We start from the raw sequence: 26401 nt of genomic DNA, 5'->3' as shown, positions 1-26401 counted from the left end.
ATTTTTCTGAAAATTTTCCTATTGAATACATTAATATCACCTCTGATATTATAATATCAGAAATGTGTAAATTGTTCGATAGATTTTTATAGATTTTTATATATTTTAATCAACTGTTATAGTCACCTCGTTCAACTTTATTTTAAAAAATCTATTTACTACATTTATCGTTATGCCTTTTTATAGCTAAATTTATAAGTTTATCTATAAGATGAGTATAAGAAATTCCTGTAGCTTCCCAAAGTTTAGGATACATACTTATATTAGTAAATCCCGGCATTGTATTTATTTCATTTACATATATTTTATTTGTATCTTTTTCAATAAAAAAATCTACTCGTGAAAGACCAGAAGCATCTATCGACTTAAATGCCTTTATGGCCATATTTTTAATTTTATTCATCATCTCATCATCTATTTTTGCAGGTATTATAAGCTTAGATGATTCATTTAAATATTTTGCCTCATAATCATAAAATTCTTTTGATGGAATAATTTCTCCCGCAACAGATGCACATACCTCTTCATTTCCCAAAACAGATACTTCTACTTCTCTAGCATTTATTCCTTCTTCTAAAATTACTCTTTTATCATATTTTAAAGCCTCATTTATTCCATTCTCAAGTTCTTCTCTATTTTTAGCCTTAGATATTCCAACGCTTGAACCTAAATTTGCAGGTTTTATAAATATAGGATAAGAAATTTTTTGTTCAATTTCATCTAACACTTTATCTTTATTTTTATTAAAATCCCATTTTGTTGTATAAGTATATTTAACCTGAGGTAAACCCTCTTGTTCAAATACTTTTTTACAAATCAACTTATCCATTCCAACACTTGATGATAAAACACCACATCCTACATATGGAATATTACTTATTTCAAATAACCCTTGTATAGATCCATCTTCACCAAATGGTCCATGAAGCACAGGAAATAATACATCTATTTTTTCAAATCTATTATCTTCAAACTCTATTCCTATATTTTTATTTGCTGTAGGTATTAAATTTATATTTACATTTCTATTTGATAATTTTTCCCAATCACCGTTTTTTATATTTTCTACATCTCCTTCATAATAAAGCCAATTACCTTCCTTTGTTATTCCAATTGTAAAAACATTATATTTTTGTTTATCTATAAATTGGTATATAGAAGAAGCAGAAGCCAAAGAAACTTCATGTTCTCCTGATTTCCCTCCAAATATCAAAGCCACATTAATTTTTTTCACAATAACACCTTCTCTCAAAATATATATATTTATTTATAATTATATGTACTCAATCACTTTATTGATTATATTTTATTTTTCAAAAAAAATAAAGAAGCATTTAGCTTCTTTTACATAGTTAATGTTCCATTTTCATTTTTTATAAGCTCAAATATTTTCTGTTGTTTCCCTGTTATAGCATCTACGTAAATTAAAAAATTTCTATTCTCATATTTCACCTTAAATTCATAGCAAAGTTTTTCTTTTTTTCCTTCTGTTGGTATTATAGCTAATCTACTTTTAAAAATTTTTGCACCTTTTATTATACTTTTACTGGCTTGATCAACGCTTACTTTAGGTGTTCCCATTTTTCTATCATAATGACTTACTAAATAACCTTGAGATTCAAAACCTACTATATCCCCTTTATCAAGTGCTACTTTAACTTTAATAAGGTCAGGATAAACAACTACACCTTCTTGTTTATATGAAAAGTTAAAAGTCGTAGTTCCATCATACCTTAAAGAATACGTTGGTACCATATTTTTATATCCTTTTTTATCCAAAAATGTCTTTGCTATATTTAAAGCTTCTTCTTTTTTTATTGTAGGCTCTGTAATGTTTCTAGTATCTATCATCCACACAATTTTACCAGCAGTCTCACTTACTACTAATGTTATTTCATCATTTTTAAAAACATAACCTGGAATATGTGCATTTTTTAATCTTCCATCGTAAGTTAAATCTTTTACATTTTTCTCTTTTAAAAACTTTAAAGCTATTTCTTTTGCCTTATTTTTATCTATTTTTTGTCCTTTAAGTCTAGGTTTTATATTTCCTATATGTTCTGAAAACGGTCCATCATATATAAGTTCAGGCGTTTCATTCATTCTTTCTTCTATTCTTATCATGCTTGTTGCCATAATGTTCTTATTGCTTTTTTGAAGTTTTTTATTAGATTTTGCAACTACATCAAAAAACTCAACTTCACCTTTTGCTATATTTCTTTGAAGCTCACCAAGCTCTTCAGATAAATATTGAGCATTTTTTTGAAGCTCATAAAGCTTTTTTCTTTCCTTTTCATCTAGTTTTTTATCATCTATTGCTTCCTTAGCAAGTGTTACAGTATAATCCCCTACTTGAGTTAAAAATTTTTCTGTTTTTCCTAAAGCTACATGATTCAATGGAAGTTGAGACATTTTTTCTTGTGCTGAATACGACTGATTCATTATATCATTAAGAATTATTACATTCTGTTTTGTTGAGGTACTTACATTTACTTTGGATAAATCCGATTGTATAGTTTCTACATTTCCTATCAATTCATAAAACATCCTTTGATATTGTGCATCTAAATACCTTTTATATCCTATTTTTTGAGAATACTGAGTTGCTCCCCAAATTGCAGATAGAACAAATAATCCTACTAGAATATTTATTTTTCGCTTTGTACTCAAAATATCCCTTCTTTCTAATAAGGCCCTTTTGCAAACCAATGTTTTCCTATTTTTAAAGTTGGTTTTAATCTCCAAATCCATTTACTAGTTGCAGTTGCTGGATTCCAATAATATATAGCTCCTCCTGTAGGATCCCATCCATTAATTGCATCTCTAGCTGCTCTTATAGCAGACTCTGTTGGATTTAAATTTATTTGACCATCATCAACTGCTGTAAAAGCTCCCGGTTGATATATAACCCCAGCAATTGAATGAGGAAATCTAGGATCTTTAGTTCTATTTAAAATAACAGCTCCTACAGCTACTTGTCCAACATAAGGTTCTCCTCTAGCTTCTCCGGTTATTGCTTTTGAAAGAAGATATACATCGTCATTTCTCGAAACCGGTGTTTTATTTGACTTAACCGGAATACCTAAAGCCTTTTTAGTTGCGTTTCCTACTATTCCATCGACCTTCAAATTGTGCTTTTTTTGAAATTTTCTTATTGCCAAATAAGTTCTATAACCATAAATTCCATCTACTGCACCATCGTAATAACCCCATCTTTTTAGCTTTGACTGTACAGTTTTAACTTGTGTTCCTCTTGATCCCCAAAATATATTTGCCTGTCCATACGCTATGTAATCATCCACATAAAAGGTTATTGCTAAAAGTGAAATTATAAAGAATACAGACATAAATAACAATGCCTTTTTCACCTTTTATCACTCCTTATTTCTTTTTTGCTAAATAGTGATTGTGCTTATTTTTTATTTTTTCTATAATCTCTAACAATTTAAATTTAAGTTTAACTTCATTATTATCTACTAATATCATTTTATATTCTTCTTTTGTGAGTACTTTCATTAAATTTTTTTCTGTTTTTTTATCTGTTATGCCATGGTTTATATCTATAAAACAAAGAGGAGGAAACATCACACACCACCAATTTTTTCCTTTACCTTCTCCTATTACAACTTTTAATGCCTTGTATTTTCCCGCTGGAAGGACTATATTTGAATATTTTTTAGTTGGAAAACTACTGTATCCAAGATTAGCACTTACTGTATAATCCTTTTCATTGTTTTTAATTTCCTGCGAAGCTATATTTTCTATATTTTTTAAATTTTCCTTAATTATCTTTTTTGTTTCCTCTATATTTTGTGATTTTTCAAGTTTTGGAGATAAATAAGCTATTATCTTATCTCTTACTTTGAGCTTTAAAGCTTGGTCTTCTCTTGAATCACTATTTGCAATAACATGAAATCTAATTAATTTTTCTTTGTAAGCTTCTCTATTTTTGTATATATCTTGTAAATAAAATACACTAGATAATATAAATAAAATAGATATAGTTAGTATTAGTGTAAACTTTTTCATTTTAATTTCCCCCTTATAATTTTATATCTGTATTATGCCCAAGTTTTACCTAACTATACCTATTCTTCTAATTTTACTATTTACTTTTATATTCAATTCCATATCAGCAAAGTAATGATCCCAATCATCAGCTACTTTTTTATATAAACTAGGATTAAATTTATACAAATAACTTCTTACCCCTATTACATCTGCATTATAATTTTTTTGAAGTTTAGTTATTAACATTTTTATATCATTTTTTAATTTGTTTTCACATAAACATTCAACTTCTCTAATACCCTTATCATTTGCTACCATACCTTTTACACCTAATTTATGCTGAATTATATCACCTTCAGTATCTATAAATAAATCTAAAACTAAATTATTGTCTTTTTCTCTAACTTTTAATCTCCTCTTTGTACTAGTAATGTTATATACTACTGGTACATTTTTATAGTTAACATGCATATTCATAATATTGTAATTTTCCTTTATTACCATATTTAAAAATCTAGATTCTTCAGCGGTCAATTCTCCTACTAATTTATAATCTTTTATTACAAAAGCTCCATTTATATCTGTTCTCTTTTTGTCTTTTGTTACACTTGTCAAAGGAAAAACAACAGCTTTGTTCTCATTTATATCTTTAATTATTTTATTTAATGTTCCATCTACAACAGTTCCATTTCTCACTGCTGATCTTAATATATTTGTATAGTAAGCTCCAATTATCGGCTGTTCTGTCGGTTTTACCCTTATTATATCTACTGCTTTTTCTTTTGAACCTAGTAAAAAAAGTTTTCTAGAAAAAAATCTATTTCTATCAATCCCATCTAAAGCCTGTCTAAATAAATCTGAATCACTCAATAAATCCTGCCCCAAAATTATCACTTTATTATGAGAAAAATCCAAATCAAAAGGAGACTTTGATTGTATTTCATTCATAGCTGTATCTATAGCTTCTCCTTGTGCTTCCCAATAAAAAGAAGCATCTTTCGTAAGTGTTTGCTTAATTCCAAGCATCGCCACATTAGGTATTTTAAATGCTACTTTTACAACATCTGAATCTTTCTTTTTTTCCTTTTCAGATACTTTATCTATACCTAACCCTATTACAAATCCCCTTGTATTTATTTCTACCTTATCCCAACAGCCAGATAGTAAAGTTATACTCAAAAAAACAAAAATTAACGCTGTAATTTTTCTCTTCATATTTTACTCACCTTCTTTTTCAGTATAAGAATTACAAACATTATTGTAGGAATTACTACCATGGCCATAATTTGAATAGAAACCATAAACTTAGAATTTAATATATCGTAAACATGAGCTAAATTTTGTGGACATAATGAAATTAAATACACAACAGGTATAAAAAAATAATTAAAATAATTAGTCTCTTTACAACTCAAAATATCTCCTGTTATTAAAGCCGATATATACAAAAACATACATATAGTAATAAATATATTTAAAGTCCAAGCTCCCATAACTAAAGCATCTAAATTTTCCAAAAAAGCTCCTGGAATATCAATTACCTTGACAATAGTTAAAGTAGGCCACATTAAATGAGTTGTTTCAACTTGTCCAAATACTGCAACACTTATTACTGAAAAAAAAATATACAATACCCCTATGAAAATCAATGTAGTATATTGTATCTTAAACCCTTTGCTCGGATTTCTCAAAAAAAATCCCAAAATCAACATTAATTCAAATCCCGAAAACGAAAATATAGTCGAACCTACAGAAATTATTATTTTTGAAAAATCAGTATTAAAAATAGGCATCAAATTAGTAAAATCTGCGGTTTCAAATGAAAAAAGAAAAATAAACATTATTGGAATTACTATGAGAAAAAGAAGAACTTGCGACATCCTCGCTATTCCTTCTATTCCCCTTTTTGCACCGTAACCACATACAAACAACATAGATATAATAATTACTTCAGTAGGAGTTTTTTTAAGCATATACATTTTTACAACTTCAGCAAATATTCTAACAACTATACCCATACTACATAAGTAATATATTAAAAATATCAAACAAGCTAAATAAGCTACAGGTTTTGTCAGTAAAGTTTCACCTATTTCCATAAACGTTTTATTTGGAAAATGATATATTATTTTATAAATAAAATACCCTAGTAACACACAAATCAAAGTCGATATTATCAAAACAATAAAACCAGCTCCACTTACTTTTTCTACTAAATTTCTCGGAAGAGATAAAATTCCAACTCCTAATGTACTGCAAATCAACAATGTCACAGCTTGAGATGTTGATATCTTTTCTTTACTAGAAATCATTTTTTAATATCATCCTCCCCAAATACTTTTTTTCTTTTATAATTTAATCTAACTGAATCCTTATTTGTATAAACTTTAGGTCTAAACTTCATAGAAAAAATAGGCAATTTAATCAATGTATCTTTTAAATCTCTGTAATTTTCTCCTATTGAAGATAAAGGAGATAGATACGGAACTCCAAAACTTCTTAAATTAGCTAAATTGATTAAAACAACTAAAAACGCTAATATTATTCCATACAGTCCAAATATTGATGCTGAAAACATAAAAACAAATCTAAGCATTCTAAATCCTATCGCCATATTGTAACTAGGTGTTGCAAAAGAAGATATAGCAGTTATAGCAACTATAATAACCATAAGAGGACTTACAATACCTGCTTGAACTGCTGCTTGACCTATTACTAACCCCCCTACAATACCGATAGTTGCTCCTATAGGTCTTGGAAGTCTAACTCCAGCTTCTCTTAAAAACTCCAATGTTCCCTCCATTATGAAAGCTTCTGTAAAAGCGGGAAAAGGAACTCCCTGTCTGGTAGCTGCAAGATACAGTGCTAAATCAGTGGGAAGCATATCAGGATGAAAAGACGTTATTGCTATATACAAAGACGGCAAAAACAAAGAAAAAACAGTGGCAACTAATCTCAATAATCTAATAAGACTAGTTATAATCCATCTTTCATAATAATCTTCAGGAGATTGTAAAAAAGTATTTAAAGTAACTGGAATTACAAGTGCTAAAGGAGTGTTATCTACTAATATTGCAACTCTTCCTTCATACAATGATGCCGCTACAACATCTGGTCTTTCTGTATATTGCATTTGCGGAAATAGCGAAAAACTATTATCCTCTATTAGTTGCTCTATATTTCCTGTTTCAAGAATTGAGTCTATATCTATAGTGTCAATTCTCTTTTTGACTTCTTCTAAAACCTCCTGATTTACTATGTTTTCTATGTATAAAAGAGCAACATCTGTTTTAGATCTTTTTCCAAGCGATAAATTTTTTATTTTAAAATTAGTATCTCTTATACGTCTTCTAACTAAAGATGTATTCATCTTTAAAGTCTCTGTAAATCCGTCCCTAGGTCCTCTTATCACCACTTCAGTTTGAGGTTCTGCAACTGATCTAGTAGGCCAACCTCTCGAAGAAAGCATTAAACATTCCTTTACTCCATCTATAAAAAGAATGGTTTCTCCAACAAGTATATTTTTAATAGCTTCATTTATATCTTCTATTTCCTTAATTTCAGTTATTGCCAAAGTTTTATTTTTTATCAATTCTTTTATATTACTCTTTATTTCATTAGGTTGTGCCAGTCTAGAGTCAATAATTAAGTTTTCAAGCGCAAAATCACTTATAAGAACTTTATCTATAAGTCCATCTATATAAACTAAAGCCATTTTATGCCCTTTATCAATTCCAACTTCAAATTCTCTTATAATTAAATCATCACAGTCCTTAAATTCTTTTTTAATTATATCCAGTTTTTTATTCAATTCTTCATCATGCTTAATCACAGTCATTTAGATCACCTCATAAAAGAGTTGTATATCAAATAAACAAAAGAAACTGTAATATATGCTCCACCTAAAAATCTAGCTATTTTATAATCTTTACTTAAATTTTTCTTCTTTAAAGTATAAACATCCCAAAATAACAAATACAAACCTACTCCTAAAAACAAAAAAAACTTGTACACTTTATCAGCTCCTAATGAAATTAATCACCTTATATATAATTTCCCCAAAAATATTTTTACAATACATAAAAAAAATAAAAGTCTATTGTTACTTTCATAATAAAAATAACAACAGACTTTTTAGAACTTACTAAATTTCTTTTTTTCTTCTAGATTTTTCAATTATAAAATTCTCTGCATTTTCTATATGAGCCATTGCACGTTCCATGGCAAGCTTTGAATCTCTATTATATATAGCTTCTATTATATCTTCATGCTCCTTGACTAAATTTTTAGATGTATCGTAATCAGATATATAAGTAACTCTAAATCTATATACTTGTTCTCTTAACGAATTATTTATTTGAATAAGCTTTTGATTGTTTGTAGAATTAAATATAATATCATGGAGTTCAATATCTTTTTGAACCATCATTTCAATATCTTTATTTTCTAGACTTTTTTTAAACTCATAAGATATAAGCTCCAACTTCTCTAAATCTTCTTCAGTCATTCTCTCTGCCGCTACAGATGCAGCAAGCCCTTCTAAAGCTCCTCTAATTTCTAAAACCTCTATTATATCCTTCAAAGACACATCTGCCACATATGCCCCTTTCCTCGGAAGCATAACTACCAATCCTTCAAGTTCTAATTTCCTTATAGCTTCTCTTACAGGAGTTCTACTTACACCTAATTGCTCAGCAAGTTGAACTTCCATAAGCCTTTGTCCTGGCTCTAACTTCCCCTTTAAAATAGCTTCTCTTAAATATTCAAATACTATTTCTCTTAAAGGCTTATAATTTTCTAACTTTAATTTTTCTATTTTCTTATCATTCAACTTCTATTCCTCCTTTATAAGTTTTTACCAAATATGTTTGCTTATATAACTTTTCTAAATTTTCTTTTGCATGTTTAGCACAATCAAAATCATCAAATATTCCAAAAACAGTAGGACCACTTCCACTCATCATAGAACCTAACGCTTTGTATTCTATCATTTTTTTCTTTATATCTTTTATTTGCGGATAATTTGACTCTGTTACACTCTCAAGTACATTTACCATATTATTACTTAAATTATATATATCTTTTTTATCTAAACAATTAAGTAAAAACTTTATATTCGGTCTTTTATTAAGTTTTGATATATCAAGATTATTATAAACCCAAGCAGTTGATACAAATATATCTGGTTTACATATAAGTATATATACATTATCAAGCCCGTTTATACGAGTTAGTTTTTCTCCTATACCACAAGCTAAAGCAGCTCCTCCCATTATACAAAATGGTACATCTGCACCTAAATTAAGTCCCATATCCATTATTTCATATTTACCGAGTTTTAAATCCCAAAGCTCATTAAGTCCAACAAGAACTGCACCTGCATTAGCACTCCCTCCAGCAAGCCCTGCTGCTACAGGAATATTTTTTTCTATTTTTATTTTAATTCCTTTATCTATATTAAACTTATCTTTAATAAGCTTTGCTGCTTTATATGCTATATTTTTAGAATCTAAAGGCACATCAGGATTTTCACTTTCTATTACTATTCCACTATTTATTTCTTCTATGCTTACACAATCATATAAATCTATAGTTTGCATAATCATTTCAACTAAATGATAATTATCTTCTCTCTTTCCTAGTACATCTATAGCTAAATTTATTTTAGCTCTACACTTTAATTTTAAAACCATTACAGCCTCCCCTTTTAGTTCTTAATAGTCAATTACAAGACCCTAAATTTATTTTTAAAGATTTTTTAATTTTATGAGTTTTGCAATTACCTAAATTCTTATAAATATATTATACTATACTTATGTTATTACAAAAAATAAAAAGTCCCAATATTACAAATAATACGGGACTTTTTTTATATTATATTTCTGTAACTACTTTTTTCTCTATAATTAAATACTGACCTTCTTTTAATATTTCTTCTTTATCAATTTCATTAGTTTGAGCTAACTCTTCTAATGATGTATTATATCTTTTTGCAACATCCCAAAGAGTTTCTCCTTCTTTTGCTATATATATAGTTATACTAGGCTTTGAACTTAAATCTATATCACCTTGCAATTCTCCATTTACTATAAATTTACTTTGTATATTTTGTATTATTTCATAACTCAATTTACACTTAAATTTAACTTCTATTTCATTTTTTTTCAAACTATAATCTATATTTTCCAACTGAACAGTAGTATAAGGCTTCATATTTTCATCAATATTAATTAAATTCACTGAATGTTTAAAAGGAATTTCTTCTGTTATCATATAAACAGGTCTTAATCCCTCTACAGGAATATATATTATATCTACATGAACAATTCCTTCTAATGTATTTTTATTCTCCATAATAAAATTATCTGTTATAAATACTTTAGCATCAACATTTAATATTTCTTTAATTTCTATATCTTCTCTATCATTTTGAACATTCTCATTTATAATAAAATCTTCCACACCAAAATCCATTAATTTATTCAAAGTCAAATACTTCTCATCAAGTTTTAAACCTCTATACGGACAATATGCATCTTGAAGTACTTCTCTTGAAATGCTCTCTGAAACTTTAACTTTTGATTTTATAGTTGCATCAATTTCTAATGAATTACATTTTCCCCCTTCGTCATCTATTAAATTAAATTTAAAATCTAACAAATCTACATATGCATATTCTCTCATTCCCTCACAAGCTCCGGGAACTTCTATAAACTGTGTAAATTCTATATCGACATCATTTAATTTAATCAAACTTCCTTCTTTAGATAAAACTATAGGATTTAATACCAATACTCCTCCTAAAATAACTTTATTATCAGATAATCTTGTTTCTTTAATTTTTACCTTTGGATTTAAAGATATAACATCTTCTATATCTTCATTTTCTCCTAAATTTATAATTTCTTTAACAACACTTTCTCCTCTTTCTATACCCACTATATCTTCATAATATATATCTTTTCTGCGAGTTTGTACATCATCAAGTCCTGTAATATCTCTTATTATATCTACTTTATTTCTTCCAAATAAACTTCCTCTTATATTTATTAAACATCCTAATTTTATTTTTCTTTCATTAATTATATTTGCATCTATATGTTCTATATCTCCTATTAATATAATTTTCATATCTAAGCTTATATCATCTTTCTCCATTACTTCATTGAATTCTAATTTTCCATTTAAATTTGATACTTTCTTATCTTGAGTTAAATAAATTACATTGTAATTCAAATCTCCTCTTAGTATAACTTTTCCTTCCATTACATCTTCTTTCTTTAAAGATATGTACCCTTCTGTTTTTATTATTTCAAACACATCTTCTTTTATATCAGGTACCAAAATTTCCGATTCTAAAAATGTCTGAAATTTTGAAAAATCATTCCTACTGTCTAATTTTATAACATCTTTTATTAAATCCATTTTTTTCCCCCCCATGTGCACATGTAAATATCAAATCACATTATATTATATTTATTTTAATAAAAAAAAATTCCACCAAATTTAATAGGTGGAATTTAAGATACATTTTCATTTGCACATATTTGAAGTTTAACTGTACAAGTCAATACATCTGAATAACTATACGAAACTCTAGTGGAATTACTGTCATCTATTTTTACTACGAATATACTAGGATAAGTGTTTTCCAATATACCTTGTTTTACTATCATTTTTTTTCTTCCTTTATTTGCTCTCAATACAACTCTTTTTCCTATATGTTTCTCAATATTTCTTCTTATCTGATCCAAAGTGTGTTTAGTAGCCAAAAAATCACCTTCTTCTCCATTGTATGTTAACATAATATCACAAATCAAGTTTTTTGTCAAATATATAAATTTATATTTTATCTATTTTTAATCATTATGTCAACATTTTATTTTGATAATATTTTAATAATCCCTCAATCATATACATAACTACATTATTAATAAACTCTTTATCTCTAAAATTTTTTGCTTCTTCATGATTAGACAAATAGCCTAACTCAAAATATACTCCACTACAACCAATTTCTCTTAATATATATACTTTTCCCTCCCTTATTCCTCTATTTTTTATATTTAACCTTTCACTTAAAATATTCATTATATTTTCTCCCAAATTTTTGCCTTCAACATCTCCCCAATAATAAAATCCCTCTATTCCACATACACTTTCAAATTTTGATTTATTCAAATGAATACTAATTAAAAAATCAGGATTATATTCTTTTATCATACTTACCCTTTTATCTAAAGATACATACTCATCTTTATCCCTAGAAATAGCTACATCAGCACCATATTCTTCTAATTTCTCTTTTAAAATTAAAGAAATTTTCAATGTAATTTCTTTTTCAATTAGTCCATTTTCACTTGAATATCCTAAATCTTCTCCGCCATGGCCTGGATCAATAAAAATTTTTATATTTTTCAACGGAAAATTAGAATTAAATTCTTCAACCTTACATATATTTATATTGGTATAATAATAATTTAAAATATCACTAAATTTCCAATTATTTTTAGCTTTTTCATTTGCTCCATATTGACAAAGTCCAAGCCCATGACCTATTCCTTTTGTATAAAACCTAATTCTTATCGGTCTAAAACCAAATCTCAAAGAATCTAAATTTAAATTTTTGCTAAACTCTATACCTTTAATTTCTTTATTAAAAACCAATATACTCTCTATTCTTTTACTTTCCGTTTTTTTTATAACTTTTAATATATCTTCTATCGAAAAAGCATCGAGAAAACCAGAAGGTACTTTACAATTAAATAACGATGAAAGTTCTTCTAAATCTACATCAATAATATTATCTACATTTTTATTTTTTTTACATTCATCACAAGTTACTCCTCTTAAATAATCAATTTTTCTATTTAATATATTTTCACTGTTTTCTGTACTGCCACCACAAGATACATGATAAAAAGCTAAAATAGGACTATTATTGAACATTATAACTAAATTTTTTGTATCATCTACAGCTTGATATATTCTATTATCTATATAATTATTATCTATACTTTCTATTTTTAAGCTTTCATCTTTTATACTTCTAAAAATAATAGTCCTTTCTATAATAGCTTGACATTTCAAAGCTTCTATATGAAAATCTTTAGGCATATTTTTGCAAACTCTATATGCAATTAAATCTCTATATTTTTTATCCACAATCTCACCTCTATTCGTATAAAGACTTAGGAAGTCCTGATCTGTACTTGCCTCTAGTTTCTAACCCTCCTATCCCTTTTATTCCTGTTATTGTGTTTTGAAAAACCTCCTCAAGTGGCAAAACTTTATCTATTCTCGAATAAGCTATTTTTTCTACTATCAAAACAGGATCTAAACAATGAATTAATATTCTATGCGGTGAACTAGCAAAATTAGCTCCTGCATTTAAAATAGCTTCATAATAAGATTGACAAGCACCTGCAAATATGACAAGTTCATCCATGCTACTTTCATATTTTCTAGCTTCTTGAACAGCCTTTATAAAATTTTTAGAATTTCTATAATTATTTATATTTTTCATATCTCCATTTGGATTTAATATAGAATCATGCCCTGTAATCACCAGTATATCTGGTGAATATTCACCAAGAAGTGAACCAATTACTTTATACTGATCTCCTTCTGTAACCACTTTTCCCACAGCTTGTATTTGTAATTTTTTATACGCTTCTAGACATATTTTTAAATATTCACTATCTCCATCCAAATGAAGTACTTTCCCTGGCCTTCCAAATCCATTTCTATAGTACTTCCTATTCCTATCTAACCTGTTTTTTATTGCTTTATTTAATAAACTTTCTATTTGTCTACTAAATATATAATTTCTAACATTATCCTGTCTAACAACCTCCAAGTCATCTACTGAAGAATCTGCTATAAGTCTAAAATCTATTCCCTTTAAAATCACTTGTTTTTTTTTATTTTTATTTTCAACTATATCTATAATTCTAAATAAAACATCTTTCCCATGGGATTTTCTAACAACTAAATCTCCTATTCTCATCACATTCCTCCTAACCTAGTGGGGTTAATATATTTTATGTGGACAAAAAAATAATGTTCCCTATATAGAGAACATTATCTTTATCCAATATGAATCTTTTCTCTTATTTTCTTTAAATTTGGTCCAAACTCTCTATCAAGTTCTTTTCTGTACTTCTTATATATCTCAGCTAAAAATATATCATGAACTATAAAACACTCTGCCATAAGCATAAACGCTTCATTTTCTGTCCATATTCCTTGAGATTTACTACCTTTAAAAACTGCAAATAAAGATTCATCTCCATCTGAAACTAAAGTAAACCATCTACCAAACTCAATTGCATCCTTTTCCATATCTTCCATCTCATGAAAATAAACTTCTCCTATTTTTTCATCAACTTCACCGTATAAAACAGTAACTATTTCTATTCCTTTTTCTTCAAGTTTTTTTAATTCATCTTTAAAAAATTCATATTCTTCTTTCCAACATTCTAAGTATATAAACTTTTTAGAATTAGAAAATACTCTATGTATCTTATTTACTATATTTTCCCTTCCTTGAAAATACCACATATAAGAAATCTGATCATTAGCATTTACTTCTTTGACATTTTCTTTTAAAAATTTAATCGTTTTACTTACACTCTTTTTATAATTATCCAAATAATCTTCAAAATCTACAGCTATATATTTAGTTGGACTATCTCCTATTATATTAACCAATTTTTTATCTAAAAGTTTATTCATAGTTTCATATATTTTTGCTTGCGGAACTCCAGATAATTTACTCAATTCATAAGCAGTTATTCCAGGTCTTTTCAATAAAGATATATACGCTTTTGATTCATACTTATTTATTCCTATTTGCATCATATGTTCTATTATCTTTTCTTCATCCATATTCAATAACCTCACCTTTCATTTGAATATACTATATAAGAAGAAAGAGAAATAGCCTAGCTATTTCTCTTTCTTCTTATATATATTATTTAACTATTAATGTTCCAGTTTTACCTTGTATTCCTTCTGCTGCTTTTTCAAGAGAAGTAATTAAAGCTTTTCTTCCTTCTTTGGAACTTGCAAATTTCATAGCAGCTTGAACTTTTGGAAGCATAGATCCTGGAGCAAAATGTCCTTCTTCAATATATTTTTGAGCTTCTTCTACAGTTAACTTTTCAAGCCACTTTTCATTTTCTTTTCCAAAATTTATAGCAACTTTTTCTACTGCTGTAAGTATTATCAAATAATCTGCATCTAATATTTCAGCTATCTTTTCACTCGCAAAGTCTTTATCTATAACTGCTGGTACTCCAATTAAACTATTTCCTTCTTTAACAACAGGTATTCCTCCTCCACCAACAGTTATTACAACATGTCCATTTTCAACTAAAGTTTTAACAGTTTCTTTTTCTGCAACATCTATTGGCATCGGAGATGGTACAACTCTTCTATATCCTCTACCTGCATCTTCTTTCATCTTATATCCTTTTTCTTCTTCAAGCTTTTTAGCTTCTTCTTCTGTATAAAAAGATCCTATTGGTTTTGTCGGATTTTCAAAAGCAGGATCATCTTTATCAACTACAACTTGAGTTACAACAGTAGCTACAGGGATATTCATACCTCTATTTAAAAGTTCTTCTCTTATAGCATTTTGAAGGTGATATCCTATATACCCTTGGCTCATCGCTCCACATTCAGGAAATGGCATCTCAGGAGTATTTGCTTCTGATTTAGAAGCAGTTTCCATAGCTAAATTTATCATTCCAACTTGTGGTCCATTTCCATGAGCTATAATTACTTCATTGCCATCTTCTATTAAATCTACTATTGGTTTTGCTGTATTTTTAACTAACTCCAATTGTTCTTTAGGATTTTTTCCAAGTGCATTACCACCTAACGCTACTACTATTTTATTTTTCATAATAATCCTCCCTCATCAAGCCTGATTATATTAATAACAGGGGATGTCCCCTGTTATTTTATAAATTTCCGATAGTTGCAACCATTACCGCTTTTATTGTATGCATTCTATTTTCAGCTTCATCAAATACTTTTGAATGCTTAGATCTAAACACCTCATCAGTAACTTCCATTTCTTTTAATCCAAATTTTTCATATATTTCTTTTCCTATAACTGTGTTTGTATCATGGAATGAAGGTAGACAATGTAAGAATATTACATCATCATTTTCAGTTTTCTTAATCATATCCATATTAACTTGATATGGAGTTAATAATTTTATTCTTTCTTCAAATTGATCTTCTTCTCCCATTGATACCCAAACATCTGTATATATTACATCTGCACCTTTAACAGCATCAATATCCTCAGTTAAAGTAATTGTACCTCCAGTTTCTTTAGCAACTTCTTGCATCTCAGATACTAGTTCTTCTGATGGCCATAATGATTTAGGAGCAAGAGCAACAAAATCCATTCCCATTTTAGCAGCACCTATCATTAAAGAATTACCCATATTATTTCTAGCATCTCCAACATAAACGAACTTAACTTTATTAAGAGGTTTATTCACATGCTCCATAACAGTTAAGAAATCTGCAAGTATTTGAGTTGGATGATATAAATCTGTAAGTCCATTCCAAACAGGAACTCCAGCATGTTTAGCTAATTGTTCAACAGTTTCTTGCTTAAATCCTCTAAATTCTATACCATCATAAAATCTTCCAAGAACTTTAGCAGTATCTTCTATTGATTCCTTTTTACCCATTTGTGAATTTGTAAGGAAAGTTACACAAGCACCTTCATCAAATCCAGCAACTTCAAATGCACATCTCGTTCTTGTTGATGTTTTTTCAAATAAAAGTACTATATTTTTTCCTTCTAATAAATTACCTCTTATTCCTGCTCTTTTTTTATTTTTTAAATCTCTAGATAAATCTAAAAGATACTTTATTTCTTCTGGTGTAAAATCCTTTAATGTTAAAAAATGTCTTCCTCTTAAGTTTACTGCCATTTTAAAATCCTCCCTTTTCATATTTATAAAATTTATTTTCTTATTTATAAGTTTTCCCTAAATAATTAATTTATTTTCAAACAATCATCATTTATTTTAAATTTTCTCTAACAAGTGGCATTGACATACATCTTGGACCTCCACGACCACGAGATAATTCTGACGATGGCATAATATGTAGTTTTATTCCATGTTCTTCAAGTAATTTGTTTGTAACATGATTTCTAGAATAAACTACAACTTCTCCTGGAGCAATAGCAAGAGTATTTGAACCATCATTCCACTGTTCTCTTCCTGCATCTATTAAATTTCCTCCACCACATCTGATTAAAGTAACATTGTCAAGTTCTAAATATTTCTTAAGTATATCACTAAGCTCCATAGTTTCTTTTTCTATTACTATATCCTTTGGATTTTCACCTTTTCTTATAGAATACACAGTAAGAGGTCCTTCTATTTCTGGATGAATAGTGAACTTATCATAATCAACCATTGTAAATACTGTATCAAGGTGCATAAATGCTCTTTTCTTTGGTATGTCAAATGCTAAAACAACTTCAAATTTTTCATTATTTTCAAATATTCTCTTAGCTAATTTTTCAACAGAAGCTGCATCTGTTCTCTCTGATACCCCAATTGCTATTACCTTTTCACTAAGTATTAATTCATCTCCACCTTCTATTGAAGTATCTTCTGTTCTGTCATACCATAAAGGTACATTTGCTTCCTTATACTCTGGATGATAATTAAATATGTATTTAGCAAATAATGTTTCTCTATTTCTAGTTACTGTTCTCATGTGATTTAAAGATACTCCAGCACCTATTGTCGCAAATGGATCTCTTGTAAAATAAAGATTTGGCATTGGATCTACTATAAATGGATAATCAGATTCAATCATATCTGCAAGTGAAGTTCTTCTATAATCTTTTATTTCTTCTTTTCTAATACCTTCCATCATCTTATCTATCATTTCTCTATTAGTAGAAAAGCTCAAAAGATATTCTTTTACAAGTTCTCTTTTCTTTTGACTTTGTATAGATGCTTCTTTTACAAACTCATTTACAAATTGCTCTTTTATATCATTATCTGCAATAGCTTCAGCAGCTAAATCTTCTAAATAAACTACTTCAACTCCATTATTTCTAAGTATATCTGCAAAAGCATCATGCTCTTGACGAGCTACTTCTAAATAAGGTATGTCATCAAATAATAACCTGTCCATCAAATCAGGTGTTAAATTTTCTATTTCTTTTCCCGGTCTGTGTAAAAGAACTTTTTTAAGTTTTCCAATTTCTGAATATACTTGTAAAACTTTTTTATTACTCATTTATCTCACCCCTATTAATTGTTAAAAATCTCTAACTACTCCAGTAGTTACTAACTACACCTTTAGTATAACTCTTTGATTCTTCTTTGTCAAACGTTTTCCGATTTTTTTAAAAAAATTTTTTGCGTATAGACAAATTACTTATTATCAATTATAATTTAGCTTAAATCAAAGTCTTAATCATTTTATTTTATATTTTACAAAATTTAAAATCGATAAATTAATAACAATATTTTGTTTAAAAGGGGTGTTTTTTATGGATATTAATAATAAAATCGAAGAATTAAAAGATGAAATTGTTAAATCTGTACAAGAATTAGTTAAAATTCCTAGCGTAATTTCAGACCCTAAAGATAATTGTCCTTTTGGAGAAAATATCGATAAAGCCTTAAGGAAAACATTATCATTATGTGAATCTCTAGGTTTTAAAACATATTATAAAGATGGATATTATGGGTATGCCGAAATCGGCGAAGGAAAAGAATTAATAGGAATATTAGGTCATATAGATGTAGTTCCTGAAGGAGAAATCGATAATTGGAGTTTTCCTCCATATGATGCTGTAATTAAAGATGGAAAAATATACGGAAGAGGTACTCAAGACGACAAAGGCCCTACTATAGCGGCAATTTACGGAGTTAAAGCTCTTATGGACCTAGGTGTTAAGTTCAATAAAAGAATTAGATTTATATTTGGAACAGATGAAGAAAATCTTTGGAGAGGAATTAATAAATACCTTGAAAATGAAGAAATTCCTTCTTATGGATTTACTCCAGATTCTGTTTTTCCTATGATAAATGCCGAAAAAGGACTTCTTCAAGCTACCTTAAAATCTAAAAATTCATCAGAAATTACTCTAAATGGCGGAAATGCTTTTAATGCAGTTCCTGATAAAATTGTATATAGTGATATAAAAATAAATGAACTAGCTTCAGAGCTTGATAAATTAGGTTTTGAATATAAGTTAGAAAATAACAATATTACTGTATTCGGAAAAGGTGCTCATGCTGCAAATCCTCAATATGGAATTAACTCTATCTCAAGATTGTGTATTGCTTTAAATAATTTAGGAATTAAATCTAATGCAATTAAATTTATAGCTGAAGTTATAAAAGAAACTTACAATGGTGAAAATATAATACCAAATTGCGAAGATAAAGTTTCAGGAAAATTAACTATAAATGTAGGAAAAATAAATATAAATAACGAAACTGAAGAGATAGGACTTGATATAAGAATTCCTGTAACAGTCGATAAAGATAAAGTTGTTGAAAAATTAAAAGAAAAAGCTTTAGAATACAATCTTAAGTACAATGAATACGATTATCTAAAAGCTATATATGTTCCAGAAGATCACTTCTTAATAAAAACTCTAAAAAAAGTATACGAAGAAGAAACTGGACTTGACTCTACTCCTCTTTCATCAGGTGGAGCTACTTACGCTAGAGCCATGGATAACTGTGTAGCTTTTGGTGCAGTATTTCCAGGAAAACCAAAAGTTGAACATCAAGCTAATGAATATATCGAAATAGAAGATTTAATAAAATGCACTAAAATATACGCAAAAACTGTATATGAATTAACAAAATAATTTCTATTAATTATAATTTTTCTAGAATTATGGAAAATATAATTCTAGAAAAATTAAATAAAAAATATATAAGGAGGTCAAACTAAATGAAAAAAAAATTTAAAATGCCTAGTGCATTCACTATCTTATTCGCAATCATAATAGTAGTAGCAGCACTAACATGGATTGTTCCTGCAGGTAATTATGATTATACTCCTGAAAAAACTCCAATTCCAGGAACATATCACACAGTAGACCCAACACCTCAAGGAATTAAAGAAGTTATAATGTCTCCGATAAAAGGATTTAACGAGGCTATAGACGTTGCGTTATTCGTCATTATAATAGGTGGATTCTTGGGTGTAGTTATGAAAACTGGAGCTATTGACGCTGGAATAGCTAGAGTTGTAGAAAATTTAAAAGGTAGAGAAAAATGGATGATTCCAATTTTAATGATTTTATTTGGATTAGGTGGAACTAGCTATGGTATGGCTGAAGAAACAATAGCATTTTATCCTTTGATAATTCCTGTATTTATTGCAGCAGGCTATGATACAATAACAGCAGCAGCAGTTATAATGTTAGGAGCTGGTGCTGGAGTTTTAGGATCTACTGTTAATCCTTTCGCTACTGGTATAGCATCAGGTTTTGCTGGTATATCTTTAGGTGAAGGTATAGGACTTAGAGTATTAATATTAATAGCATGCGAATTAGTAACTATTATATACGTTATGAAATATGCTGAAAAAGTAAAAAAAGATCCTTCAAAATCTCTTGTATATGATATGTATGAAGATAATAAAAAACATTTCTTAACTAAAAAAGATGGAAATGAATTCCCTGAATTAACAGCAAAAAGAAAATTTATACTAATATTATTCTCAGCAACTTTTATTTTCATGGTTTATAGTGTTATTCCATTTAGCGATATAGGCATTCCTCTTCCAACTTTAGGTTGGTGGTTTGGAGAACTTTCTGCATTATTTATGGTTTCAGCTATTTTAATAGGATTAGTATCAGGTATGAAAGAAGAAGAATTAGTTGGATCATTTGTTGATGGAGCACGTGACTTACTAGGCGTTGCATTAATTATAGGTTTATCTCGTGGTATAACTGTTGTAATGAATGCTGGTAATATGACAGACACTGTTTTAAACCTTGGAGAAAAAACTCTTTCTGGACTTGGTTCTGTAGGTTTTGCAATACTTACATATTTATTCTATATACCAATGTCTTTCTTAATTCCTTCAACATCTGGACTTGCAACACTTTCAATGCCAATAATGGCTCCACTTGGAGATTTTACTGGAGTTTCAAGAGATATAATAATTACTGCTTATCAGTCAGCATCTGGTATAGTAAACTTAATTACTCCAACAAGTGCAGTTGTTATGGGAGGACTTGCTATAGCTAGAGTTTCTTATGATAAATGGTTAAAATTCACTTGGAAATTAATAGCTGTATTAATGATAGTAATTATGATCGCTCTAGGAATTGGAGCTATGATTTAATGTATACTTTAAGAGGACTTTATATAAAGTCCTCTTTTTTTATATTATACATAAACTTATTATTGAAAAAATATGTATAATACGATAAACTTAATATAAGTAATTGTTTATAATATAAGCAAAAGTTTGGTGATGAATTTGACTAATAGAGAAAAAGAAGTTTTAGAAATAATAAGAAAAAACCCCTTAATATCACAACAAGAACTTGCTGACTTTCTTGGAATTGCTAGATCATCTGTTGCTGTTCATATAACAAATTTAAGTAAAAAAGGTTATATTAAGGGAAAAGGTTACATATTAAAAGAGGAAGACTATGTGACTGTAATCGGAGGAACTAACATAGACCTTCAAGGATTTCCAAAAGAAAATTTAATTCTAAATGACTCAAATCCAGGAAAAATTAAAGTATCTCTCGGAGGAGTTGGAAGAAATATAGCGGAAAATCTTGTAAAACTGGGAATTGAAACAAAATTAATTTCTGCCATCGGAGAAGACATATACGGAAAAAAAATATTAGAAGAAAGCAAATTATCTGGAATAGATATGGAAAATTGTTTGATTTTAAAAGATTATCCAACTTCAACATATTTATCTATTTTAGATGAAAACGGAGATATGAAAGTCGCTATATCTGATATGGATATTTTTGAAAAAATAACTGTAGATTTCATAAAACAAAAATCTCATATACTAAAAAATTCCAAAATCATAGTATTAGATACTAATTTACCAAAGGAAGTAATAGAGTACATTTTATTTAACTTCAAAGGTATAGATTTTTTTCTAGATACAGTATCTACTAAAAAAAGTATAAAAGTTAAAGATTTTATAGGACTTTTTAATACTATTAAACCAAATAAATATGAAGCTGAATCTCTTTCAGGTATAAAAATTAATTCTATGGAAGATTTAAAAAAATGTTCATATTACTTTTTAAATAAAGGAGTAAAAAAAGTATTTATAACTCTTGGAAAAAAAGGTGTATTTTGCGCCGATGAAAAAGATTCTAAATTTATACCCAATCCCAAAGTCAATGTTGTAAATACAACCGGTGCTGGTGATGCATTTATATCAGGATTAATTTATAGCCACATAAATAATTACAATTTAGAATACAGTACTAAAATCGCAATAAGCGCTTCAATATTAGCATTATCTCATAAAAATACAATTAATCCTAATATGTCTATAGATAATATACAAAAAATTTTAAAGGAGATGAACTTATGTTAGAAAACTACTTAGAAATAAATCCAGAGGTTAAAAAAGCTCTAGAAGAAAACGTTCCCGTAGTAGCTCTTGAATCCACTATAATATCTCATGGTATGCCTTATCCAGAAAATATAAAAATGGCTAAAACAGTTGAAAATATAATAAGGGAAAATGGAGCTATTCCTGCTACAATCGCTATACTTAATGGGAAATTAAAAGTAGGACTTAATGAAGATGAACTTGAATATTTAGGTAAAAGCGATTGTATATTAAAAACAAGCAGAAGAGATTTACCTTTTATAATATCTAAAAAATTAGATGGTGCAACAACAGTAGCTTCTACTATGATAATAGCAAACCTTGCAGGAATTAAAGTATTTGCAACTGGTGGAATAGGTGGAGTTCACAGAGGAGCTCAAGAAACATTTGATATTTCTGCCGATTTAACAGAACTATCCAAAACAAATGTAGCTGTAGTATGCGCTGGTGCAAAATCAATACTAGACATAGGTCTTACACTAGAATATCTAGAAACTCATGGAGTTCCAGTTGTGGGATTTAAAACTGAAGAATTCCCTGCTTTTTACACCAGAAAAAGTGGATTTAAAGTAGACTATAAAGTAGAATCAGCAAAAGAACTTGCCCTTGCTATTAAATCAAAATGGGATTTGAATTTAAATGGAGGAATTGTTATAGGAAATCCAATCCCTAAAGAATTTGAAATGGACTATAATGCAATAAACAAAGCTATAGAAGATGCACTAAAAGAAGCTGATGAAAAAGGAATTAAAGGCAAAGAAACAACTCCATTTTTATTAGACAAAATTAAATCTATAACTTCAGGAAAAAGTCTTAAATCTAATATACAACTAGTTTATAACAATGCAAAAGTCGCAGCAGATCTTTCAGTTGAACTTTCTAAACTATATAAAAACTCTTAAAAACAAAAATCCGTTGATAAAATTATCAACGGATTTTTTGTTTTATAACTTAAATTTATTTACAGTTTCTCTTATATCTTTAGTCATCTCATTTAAGACATTTGCAGTAGATGAAACTTGCTGAGTAGCAGAACTAACCTGCTGAGAAGAACTAGCTATTTCTTCAGATGATGCCGAAACCTCTTCTGCAACAGCCGATGCTTCTTCTATTTTGTCTAAAATTAAATTTTTTTCATTATCTATACTAATAGCAGAATTATTTATATTGTCAATTTTAGGAATTATTTCATTTATTCCTTCAATTATTTTTTTAAATGAATCCATGGCAACATTTATATCTTTTCTTTGATTATTCAATTCATCATTCATAGTATCACTTGTTTTTACAACCATATCAGTATCGCTTGATATAGTAGTAATTAAAGAATTTATATTTTCAGAAGACATCTTTGTCTGCTCTGCAAGTTTTCTAATTTCATCAGCAACAACTGCAAACCCCTTTCCTGCTTCTCCTGCTCTCGCCGCTTCAATAGAGGCATTAAGAGCTAATAAATTAGTTTGATCAGCTATACTATTTATAAGAGCTGTTATTTCATTTATCTGATTTACATTATCACCAACAGTTGAAATTTTAGAAATTAAATCATTAAAAGTATGAGTTACTTTATCCACAGATTTTATAACATTTTCCACATTAACTCTACTCTCATTAGCCATCAAATTAATTTCTTTAGATCTAAAATCAACATTTTCTATAGACTTAACAATATTTCCTAATTTTTCTGTAAAATTAGTTAATATCCCATTAATATTAGCTAAATCCTCTGCTTGAAAACTAGTTCCTTGTGCAACATCCTGTATTGAAGTTGCTATTTTTTCAGCAGACTCCGTCATATTTTGCGAAATAGCTGTTAAATGATTGGACATATCTTCTGTTTTAGATGCTTGTTCCTTCATATTATGTATTGTCTCTTTTAAATTATTTATCATGTTTTCAAAATTTCTAGCTAAAATGCCGATTTCATCTTTAGCTTTTATATCTATTTCATTGTTAAGTTCTCCATTTGATACTTTTTTAGATATATCAACAAGTTTATTGATTACTTTTAAAATATTGCTCGAAATAGAGTATAGTATAATCGCTGACAATACAAATGAAATCAATGCTATTATAACTATTGTAATAATAGTATTAAAAATAGCTTTCTTTAAATTATCCATAGACAACCCTACAACCACAGCACCAACATGCACTCCATCATTATAAAGAGGAACTATAGAATCACAAACTTCTACATTCTTTTTATCATAAAAGAATATATGATTACACTCTTCTCCTTTTTTAATTGCAGCTTTTATATCTTCACCTATTAATGTTTGTCCTATTCTTTCTCTATCATTAGAAGCTAATATCTTTGAATTTTTATCTACTAAAAAAGCATACTCTATACTTTTATCTTTTGCTAAATCGTCTATTAAAGACTGACTTTCTAAACTTGCTCTTAATTCATGTATTCTATTTGCAAGTATTCCTATCTGAACCATTCCTCCATTTTCCATTTTTACATAGCCATATTTATAATAATCGCCTGTTTCTCTTGATTTTCTTATATTTTCCATCAATTCAGTTCTTTGTCCTGATAAAACAGGATAAGATATATGGTCTTGTCCAAATATAGAACCTAAACTACTTTTTAAATTAGAAAATACTATTTTTCCATTTGAATCTGCAACATTTATTTCATCAACATTGAAATCTTCAGCTACTTCAATTAAATAATTATTATCTATAACATCATACTTTTTAGATAAAAATTTACCTAAAGTTCTAATTTTATCTTCTATAGAATTATCTATAATATCCATAGTATCATCACTTTTTTGTATTTGTTTTGCTATTTGATGAGCTAAATTTATTCCGTCTATTTTCATTTGATTTATTAACCTTGACCTCGATATGTTAATAGTACTAACAGATATTAGTGTAACAACTAAAAACATAATCATCAACGGAACAGTCAATATTTTAAATTTTATAGAGTTTTTGTTAAACATAAAAAAGAATACCTCCTTATTCATATTTTAATCTTCTTTTAAATTTGGAATAACTTTTTTTATTTCTTCTATTTGGTGCCAACGCTTATCTATATTATTCTTTACTATATATTCTTTTAACTCCTGTTTGCTGTCAAATTCTCTTACTGTCAATTCATCTTCAAAATCTACAAATTTAAGTATATACATATTTTTCACCCCTTTCAATAATTTTCTAACTCCTATTATACCATTTTTACTTTTATAACCAATATAAAAAAAATTTTATACAAAAAAATAAACCCTTAATCAGGGTTTATTTTCCGCAACATTTTTTGTATTTCTTCCCACTTCCACAAGGACAAGGTTCATTTCTCCCTATTTTATTTTCTTTTACTATAGTTTTTGAAGACTTATATTCTCTTTGTATTTCTTTTCTTCTCTCTTCACTTAATATATTATTCCAACCATCTAAATTATAAAGCCAATGAGCTTCTACCGCCACCATGTTATAGTATAATTTTTCAAAATCTATTTCTATTTTTATCTCACTATCAGCTTCTAAATCTTCTAATTTTATTTCATTTTTTAAACTTTCACTTATTCCATCTAAAAATCCCATGAAATATTCTTCGCTTACCCCATGGCTAGCTGCTAAATCAGATATTTTTCCTTCTATTACTTCTATTTTTTTATCTAATATTTCTTCGTATATACTAGCTTCTTTTTTTAAATAATCTTTCCAAAATTCTAATTCTTCCTGCTCACTATTGCAATTATCAGCTAATTGTTGCCATTTCTCAAATAAACTCATATTTTTTCCTCCTTCA

25 protein-coding genes are annotated in these 26401 nt (G+C 28.0%); 4 read left to right on the top strand and 21 right to left on the bottom strand.

What is annotated here, in order from left to right:
• Positions 1 to 151 precede the first annotated feature (151 nt).
• The 18 genes from BUA19_RS07875 to arcA form a co-directional block, all read right to left on the bottom strand.
• Positions 152 to 1234 carry a D-alanine--D-alanine ligase gene (locus BUA19_RS07875; RefSeq protein WP_072725379.1) on the bottom strand — a complete coding sequence of 361 codons (1083 nt, stop codon included), beginning with the start codon at positions 1232 to 1234 and terminating at the stop codon, positions 152 to 154.
• A gap of 110 nt (positions 1235 to 1344) precedes the next feature.
• Entirely contained in the window at positions 1345 to 2670 is a 1326-nt protein-coding gene (gene ypeB / locus BUA19_RS07870; protein WP_072725377.1) for a germination protein YpeB, read from the bottom strand.
• Positions 2671 to 2684: 14 nt separating this feature from the next.
• Complete coding sequence (sleB, locus tag BUA19_RS07865; protein WP_330389044.1) at positions 2685 to 3368, bottom strand: spore cortex-lytic enzyme; 684 nt, start codon at positions 3366 to 3368, stop codon at positions 2685 to 2687.
• A gap of 13 nt (positions 3369 to 3381) precedes the next feature.
• Positions 3382 to 4029 (bottom strand): stage II sporulation protein R, encoded by a 648-nt coding sequence (spoIIR, locus tag BUA19_RS07860; protein WP_072725376.1) that lies wholly within the window; start codon positions 4027 to 4029, stop codon positions 3382 to 3384.
• 45 nt (positions 4030 to 4074) lie between these two features.
• Complete coding sequence (locus BUA19_RS07855; protein WP_072725374.1) at positions 4075 to 5226, bottom strand: Ger(x)C family spore germination protein; 1152 nt, start codon at positions 5224 to 5226, stop codon at positions 4075 to 4077.
• A complete protein-coding gene (locus BUA19_RS07850) occupies positions 5223 to 6323 on the bottom strand; it encodes a GerAB/ArcD/ProY family transporter (RefSeq protein ID WP_072725372.1) in 1101 nt (366 codons plus the stop codon). Before BUA19_RS07850 ends, BUA19_RS07855 begins: the two co-directional genes overlap by 4 nt.
• On the bottom strand, positions 6320 to 7849 hold the full coding sequence (locus BUA19_RS07845) for a spore germination protein (RefSeq protein WP_072725370.1): 1530 nt from the start codon (positions 7847 to 7849) through the stop codon (positions 6320 to 6322). The genes BUA19_RS07850 and BUA19_RS07845 overlap by 4 nt, the downstream gene beginning before the upstream one ends.
• A 5-nt stretch (positions 7850 to 7854) precedes the next feature.
• On the bottom strand, positions 7855 to 8025 hold the full coding sequence (locus BUA19_RS11755; RefSeq protein ID WP_178137472.1) for a CLC_0170 family protein: 171 nt from the start codon (positions 8023 to 8025) through the stop codon (positions 7855 to 7857).
• 130 nt (positions 8026 to 8155) lie between these two features.
• Complete coding sequence (locus BUA19_RS07840; protein WP_072725365.1) at positions 8156 to 8842, bottom strand: GntR family transcriptional regulator; 687 nt, start codon at positions 8840 to 8842, stop codon at positions 8156 to 8158.
• Entirely contained in the window at positions 8835 to 9704 is an 870-nt protein-coding gene (gene ispE, locus BUA19_RS07835) for a 4-(cytidine 5'-diphospho)-2-C-methyl-D-erythritol kinase (protein ID WP_072725363.1), read from the bottom strand. Before ispE ends, BUA19_RS07840 begins: the two co-directional genes overlap by 8 nt.
• 181 nt (positions 9705 to 9885) lie before the next feature.
• Positions 9886 to 11436, bottom strand: a complete 1551-nt coding sequence (locus BUA19_RS07830; RefSeq protein ID WP_072725361.1) for a DUF3794 and LysM peptidoglycan-binding domain-containing protein — start codon at positions 11434 to 11436, stop codon at positions 9886 to 9888.
• A gap of 95 nt (positions 11437 to 11531) precedes the next feature.
• A complete protein-coding gene (locus BUA19_RS07825; RefSeq protein ID WP_072725359.1) occupies positions 11532 to 11783 on the bottom strand; it encodes a Veg family protein in 252 nt (83 codons plus the stop codon).
• A 94-nt stretch (positions 11784 to 11877) separates the two neighbouring features.
• Entirely contained in the window at positions 11878 to 13176 is a 1299-nt protein-coding gene (locus tag BUA19_RS07820) for an N-acetylmuramoyl-L-alanine amidase (protein WP_072725357.1), read from the bottom strand.
• Between the two features lie 10 nt (positions 13177 to 13186).
• Entirely contained in the window at positions 13187 to 14020 is an 834-nt protein-coding gene (gene yabG, locus BUA19_RS07815) for a sporulation peptidase YabG (RefSeq protein WP_072725355.1), read from the bottom strand.
• Between the two features lie 80 nt (positions 14021 to 14100).
• Positions 14101 to 14901, bottom strand: coding sequence for a TrmB family transcriptional regulator (locus tag BUA19_RS07810; RefSeq protein WP_072725391.1), 801 nt, complete (start codon positions 14899 to 14901; stop codon positions 14101 to 14103).
• Positions 14902 to 14986: 85 nt separating this feature from the next.
• Entirely contained in the window at positions 14987 to 15922 is a 936-nt protein-coding gene (arcC, locus tag BUA19_RS07805) for a carbamate kinase (RefSeq protein WP_072725353.1), read from the bottom strand.
• A gap of 58 nt (positions 15923 to 15980) precedes the next feature.
• A complete protein-coding gene (gene argF, locus BUA19_RS07800; RefSeq protein ID WP_072725351.1) occupies positions 15981 to 16973 on the bottom strand; it encodes an ornithine carbamoyltransferase in 993 nt (330 codons plus the stop codon).
• Positions 16974 to 17064: 91 nt separating this feature from the next.
• Positions 17065 to 18303 (bottom strand): arginine deiminase, encoded by a 1239-nt coding sequence (arcA, locus tag BUA19_RS07795; protein WP_072725349.1) that lies wholly within the window; start codon positions 18301 to 18303, stop codon positions 17065 to 17067.
• 256 nt (positions 18304 to 18559) lie between these two features.
• Between arcA and pepV the strand changes: the two genes are divergently transcribed.
• The 4 genes from pepV (at position 18560) to BUA19_RS07775 (ending at position 23537) form a co-directional block, all read left to right on the top strand.
• A complete protein-coding gene (gene pepV, locus BUA19_RS07790) occupies positions 18560 to 19894 on the top strand; it encodes a dipeptidase PepV (protein WP_072725347.1) in 1335 nt (444 codons plus the stop codon).
• Between the two features lie 86 nt (positions 19895 to 19980).
• Positions 19981 to 21384: a YfcC family protein gene (locus tag BUA19_RS07785; protein ID WP_072725345.1), complete on the top strand. Its 1404-nt coding sequence runs from the start codon at positions 19981 to 19983 to the stop codon at positions 21382 to 21384.
• Between the two features lie 132 nt (positions 21385 to 21516).
• A complete protein-coding gene (locus BUA19_RS07780) occupies positions 21517 to 22617 on the top strand; it encodes a PfkB family carbohydrate kinase (RefSeq protein ID WP_330389042.1) in 1101 nt (366 codons plus the stop codon).
• Positions 22611 to 23537, top strand: coding sequence for a pseudouridine-5'-phosphate glycosidase (locus tag BUA19_RS07775; RefSeq protein WP_072725340.1), 927 nt, complete (start codon positions 22611 to 22613; stop codon positions 23535 to 23537). The genes BUA19_RS07780 and BUA19_RS07775 overlap by 7 nt, the downstream gene beginning before the upstream one ends.
• Before the next feature lie 42 nt (positions 23538 to 23579).
• Here BUA19_RS07775 and BUA19_RS07770 read toward each other — a convergent pair whose 3' ends face one another.
• The 3 genes from BUA19_RS07770 to BUA19_RS07765 form a co-directional block, all read right to left on the bottom strand.
• Positions 23580 to 25592, bottom strand: a complete 2013-nt coding sequence (locus tag BUA19_RS07770) for a methyl-accepting chemotaxis protein (protein ID WP_072725338.1) — start codon at positions 25590 to 25592, stop codon at positions 23580 to 23582.
• A 27-nt stretch (positions 25593 to 25619) separates the two neighbouring features.
• Positions 25620 to 25781 carry a hypothetical protein gene (locus tag BUA19_RS11750; protein WP_178137471.1) on the bottom strand — a complete coding sequence of 54 codons (162 nt, stop codon included), beginning with the start codon at positions 25779 to 25781 and terminating at the stop codon, positions 25620 to 25622.
• A gap of 106 nt (positions 25782 to 25887) precedes the next feature.
• Positions 25888 to 26385, bottom strand: coding sequence for an SEC-C metal-binding domain-containing protein (locus BUA19_RS07765; RefSeq protein WP_072725336.1), 498 nt, complete (start codon positions 26383 to 26385; stop codon positions 25888 to 25890).
• Positions 26386 to 26401 lie beyond the last annotated feature (16 nt).

Source organism: Tepidibacter thalassicus DSM 15285 (assembly GCF_900129915.1).
GTDB classification, from domain to species: Bacteria; Bacillota; Clostridia; order Peptostreptococcales; family Peptostreptococcaceae; genus Tepidibacter; species Tepidibacter thalassicus.
Note: the sequence above shows the minus strand (reverse complement) of the source record. Positions and strands in the feature narration are given on the sequence as shown.

Coding starts and splice junctions, on each gene's coding strand:
- BUA19_RS07810 (WP_072725391.1), bottom strand. CDS start 14,901: ATGGATGAAGAAAAGATAATAGAACATATGATGCAAATAGGAATAAAT.
- BUA19_RS07850 (WP_072725372.1), bottom strand. CDS start 6,323: ATGATTTCTAGTAAAGAAAAGATATCAACATCTCAAGCTGTGACATTG.
- spoIIR (WP_072725376.1), bottom strand. CDS start 4,029: ATGAAAAAGTTTACACTAATACTAACTATATCTATTTTATTTATATTA.
- arcA (WP_072725349.1), bottom strand. CDS start 18,303: ATGAGTAATAAAAAAGTTTTACAAGTATATTCAGAAATTGGAAAACTT.
- BUA19_RS07765 (WP_072725336.1), bottom strand. CDS start 26,385: ATGAGTTTATTTGAGAAATGGCAACAATTAGCTGATAATTGCAATAGT.
- BUA19_RS07775 (WP_072725340.1), top strand. CDS start 22,611: ATGTTAGAAAACTACTTAGAAATAAATCCAGAGGTTAAAAAAGCTCTA.
- ispE (WP_072725363.1), bottom strand. CDS start 9,704: ATGGTTTTAAAATTAAAGTGTAGAGCTAAAATAAATTTAGCTATAGAT.
- BUA19_RS07845 (WP_072725370.1), bottom strand. CDS start 7,849: ATGACTGTGATTAAGCATGATGAAGAATTGAATAAAAAACTGGATATA.
- arcC (WP_072725353.1), bottom strand. CDS start 15,922: ATGAAAAATAAAATAGTAGTAGCGTTAGGTGGTAATGCACTTGGAAAA.
- argF (WP_072725351.1), bottom strand. CDS start 16,973: ATGGCAGTAAACTTAAGAGGAAGACATTTTTTAACATTAAAGGATTTT.
- BUA19_RS11750 (WP_178137471.1), bottom strand. CDS start 25,781: ATGTATATACTTAAATTTGTAGATTTTGAAGATGAATTGACAGTAAGA.
- BUA19_RS07785 (WP_072725345.1), top strand. CDS start 19,981: ATGAAAAAAAAATTTAAAATGCCTAGTGCATTCACTATCTTATTCGCA.
- BUA19_RS07770 (WP_072725338.1), bottom strand. CDS start 25,592: ATGTTTAACAAAAACTCTATAAAATTTAAAATATTGACTGTTCCGTTG.
- BUA19_RS07830 (WP_072725361.1), bottom strand. CDS start 11,436: ATGGATTTAATAAAAGATGTTATAAAATTAGACAGTAGGAATGATTTT.
- BUA19_RS07780 (WP_330389042.1), top strand. CDS start 21,517: ATGAATTTGACTAATAGAGAAAAAGAAGTTTTAGAAATAATAAGAAAA.
- BUA19_RS07855 (WP_072725374.1), bottom strand. CDS start 5,226: ATGAAGAGAAAAATTACAGCGTTAATTTTTGTTTTTTTGAGTATAACT.
- pepV (WP_072725347.1), top strand. CDS start 18,560: ATGGATATTAATAATAAAATCGAAGAATTAAAAGATGAAATTGTTAAA.
- yabG (WP_072725355.1), bottom strand. CDS start 14,020: ATGAGAATAGGAGATTTAGTTGTTAGAAAATCCCATGGGAAAGATGTT.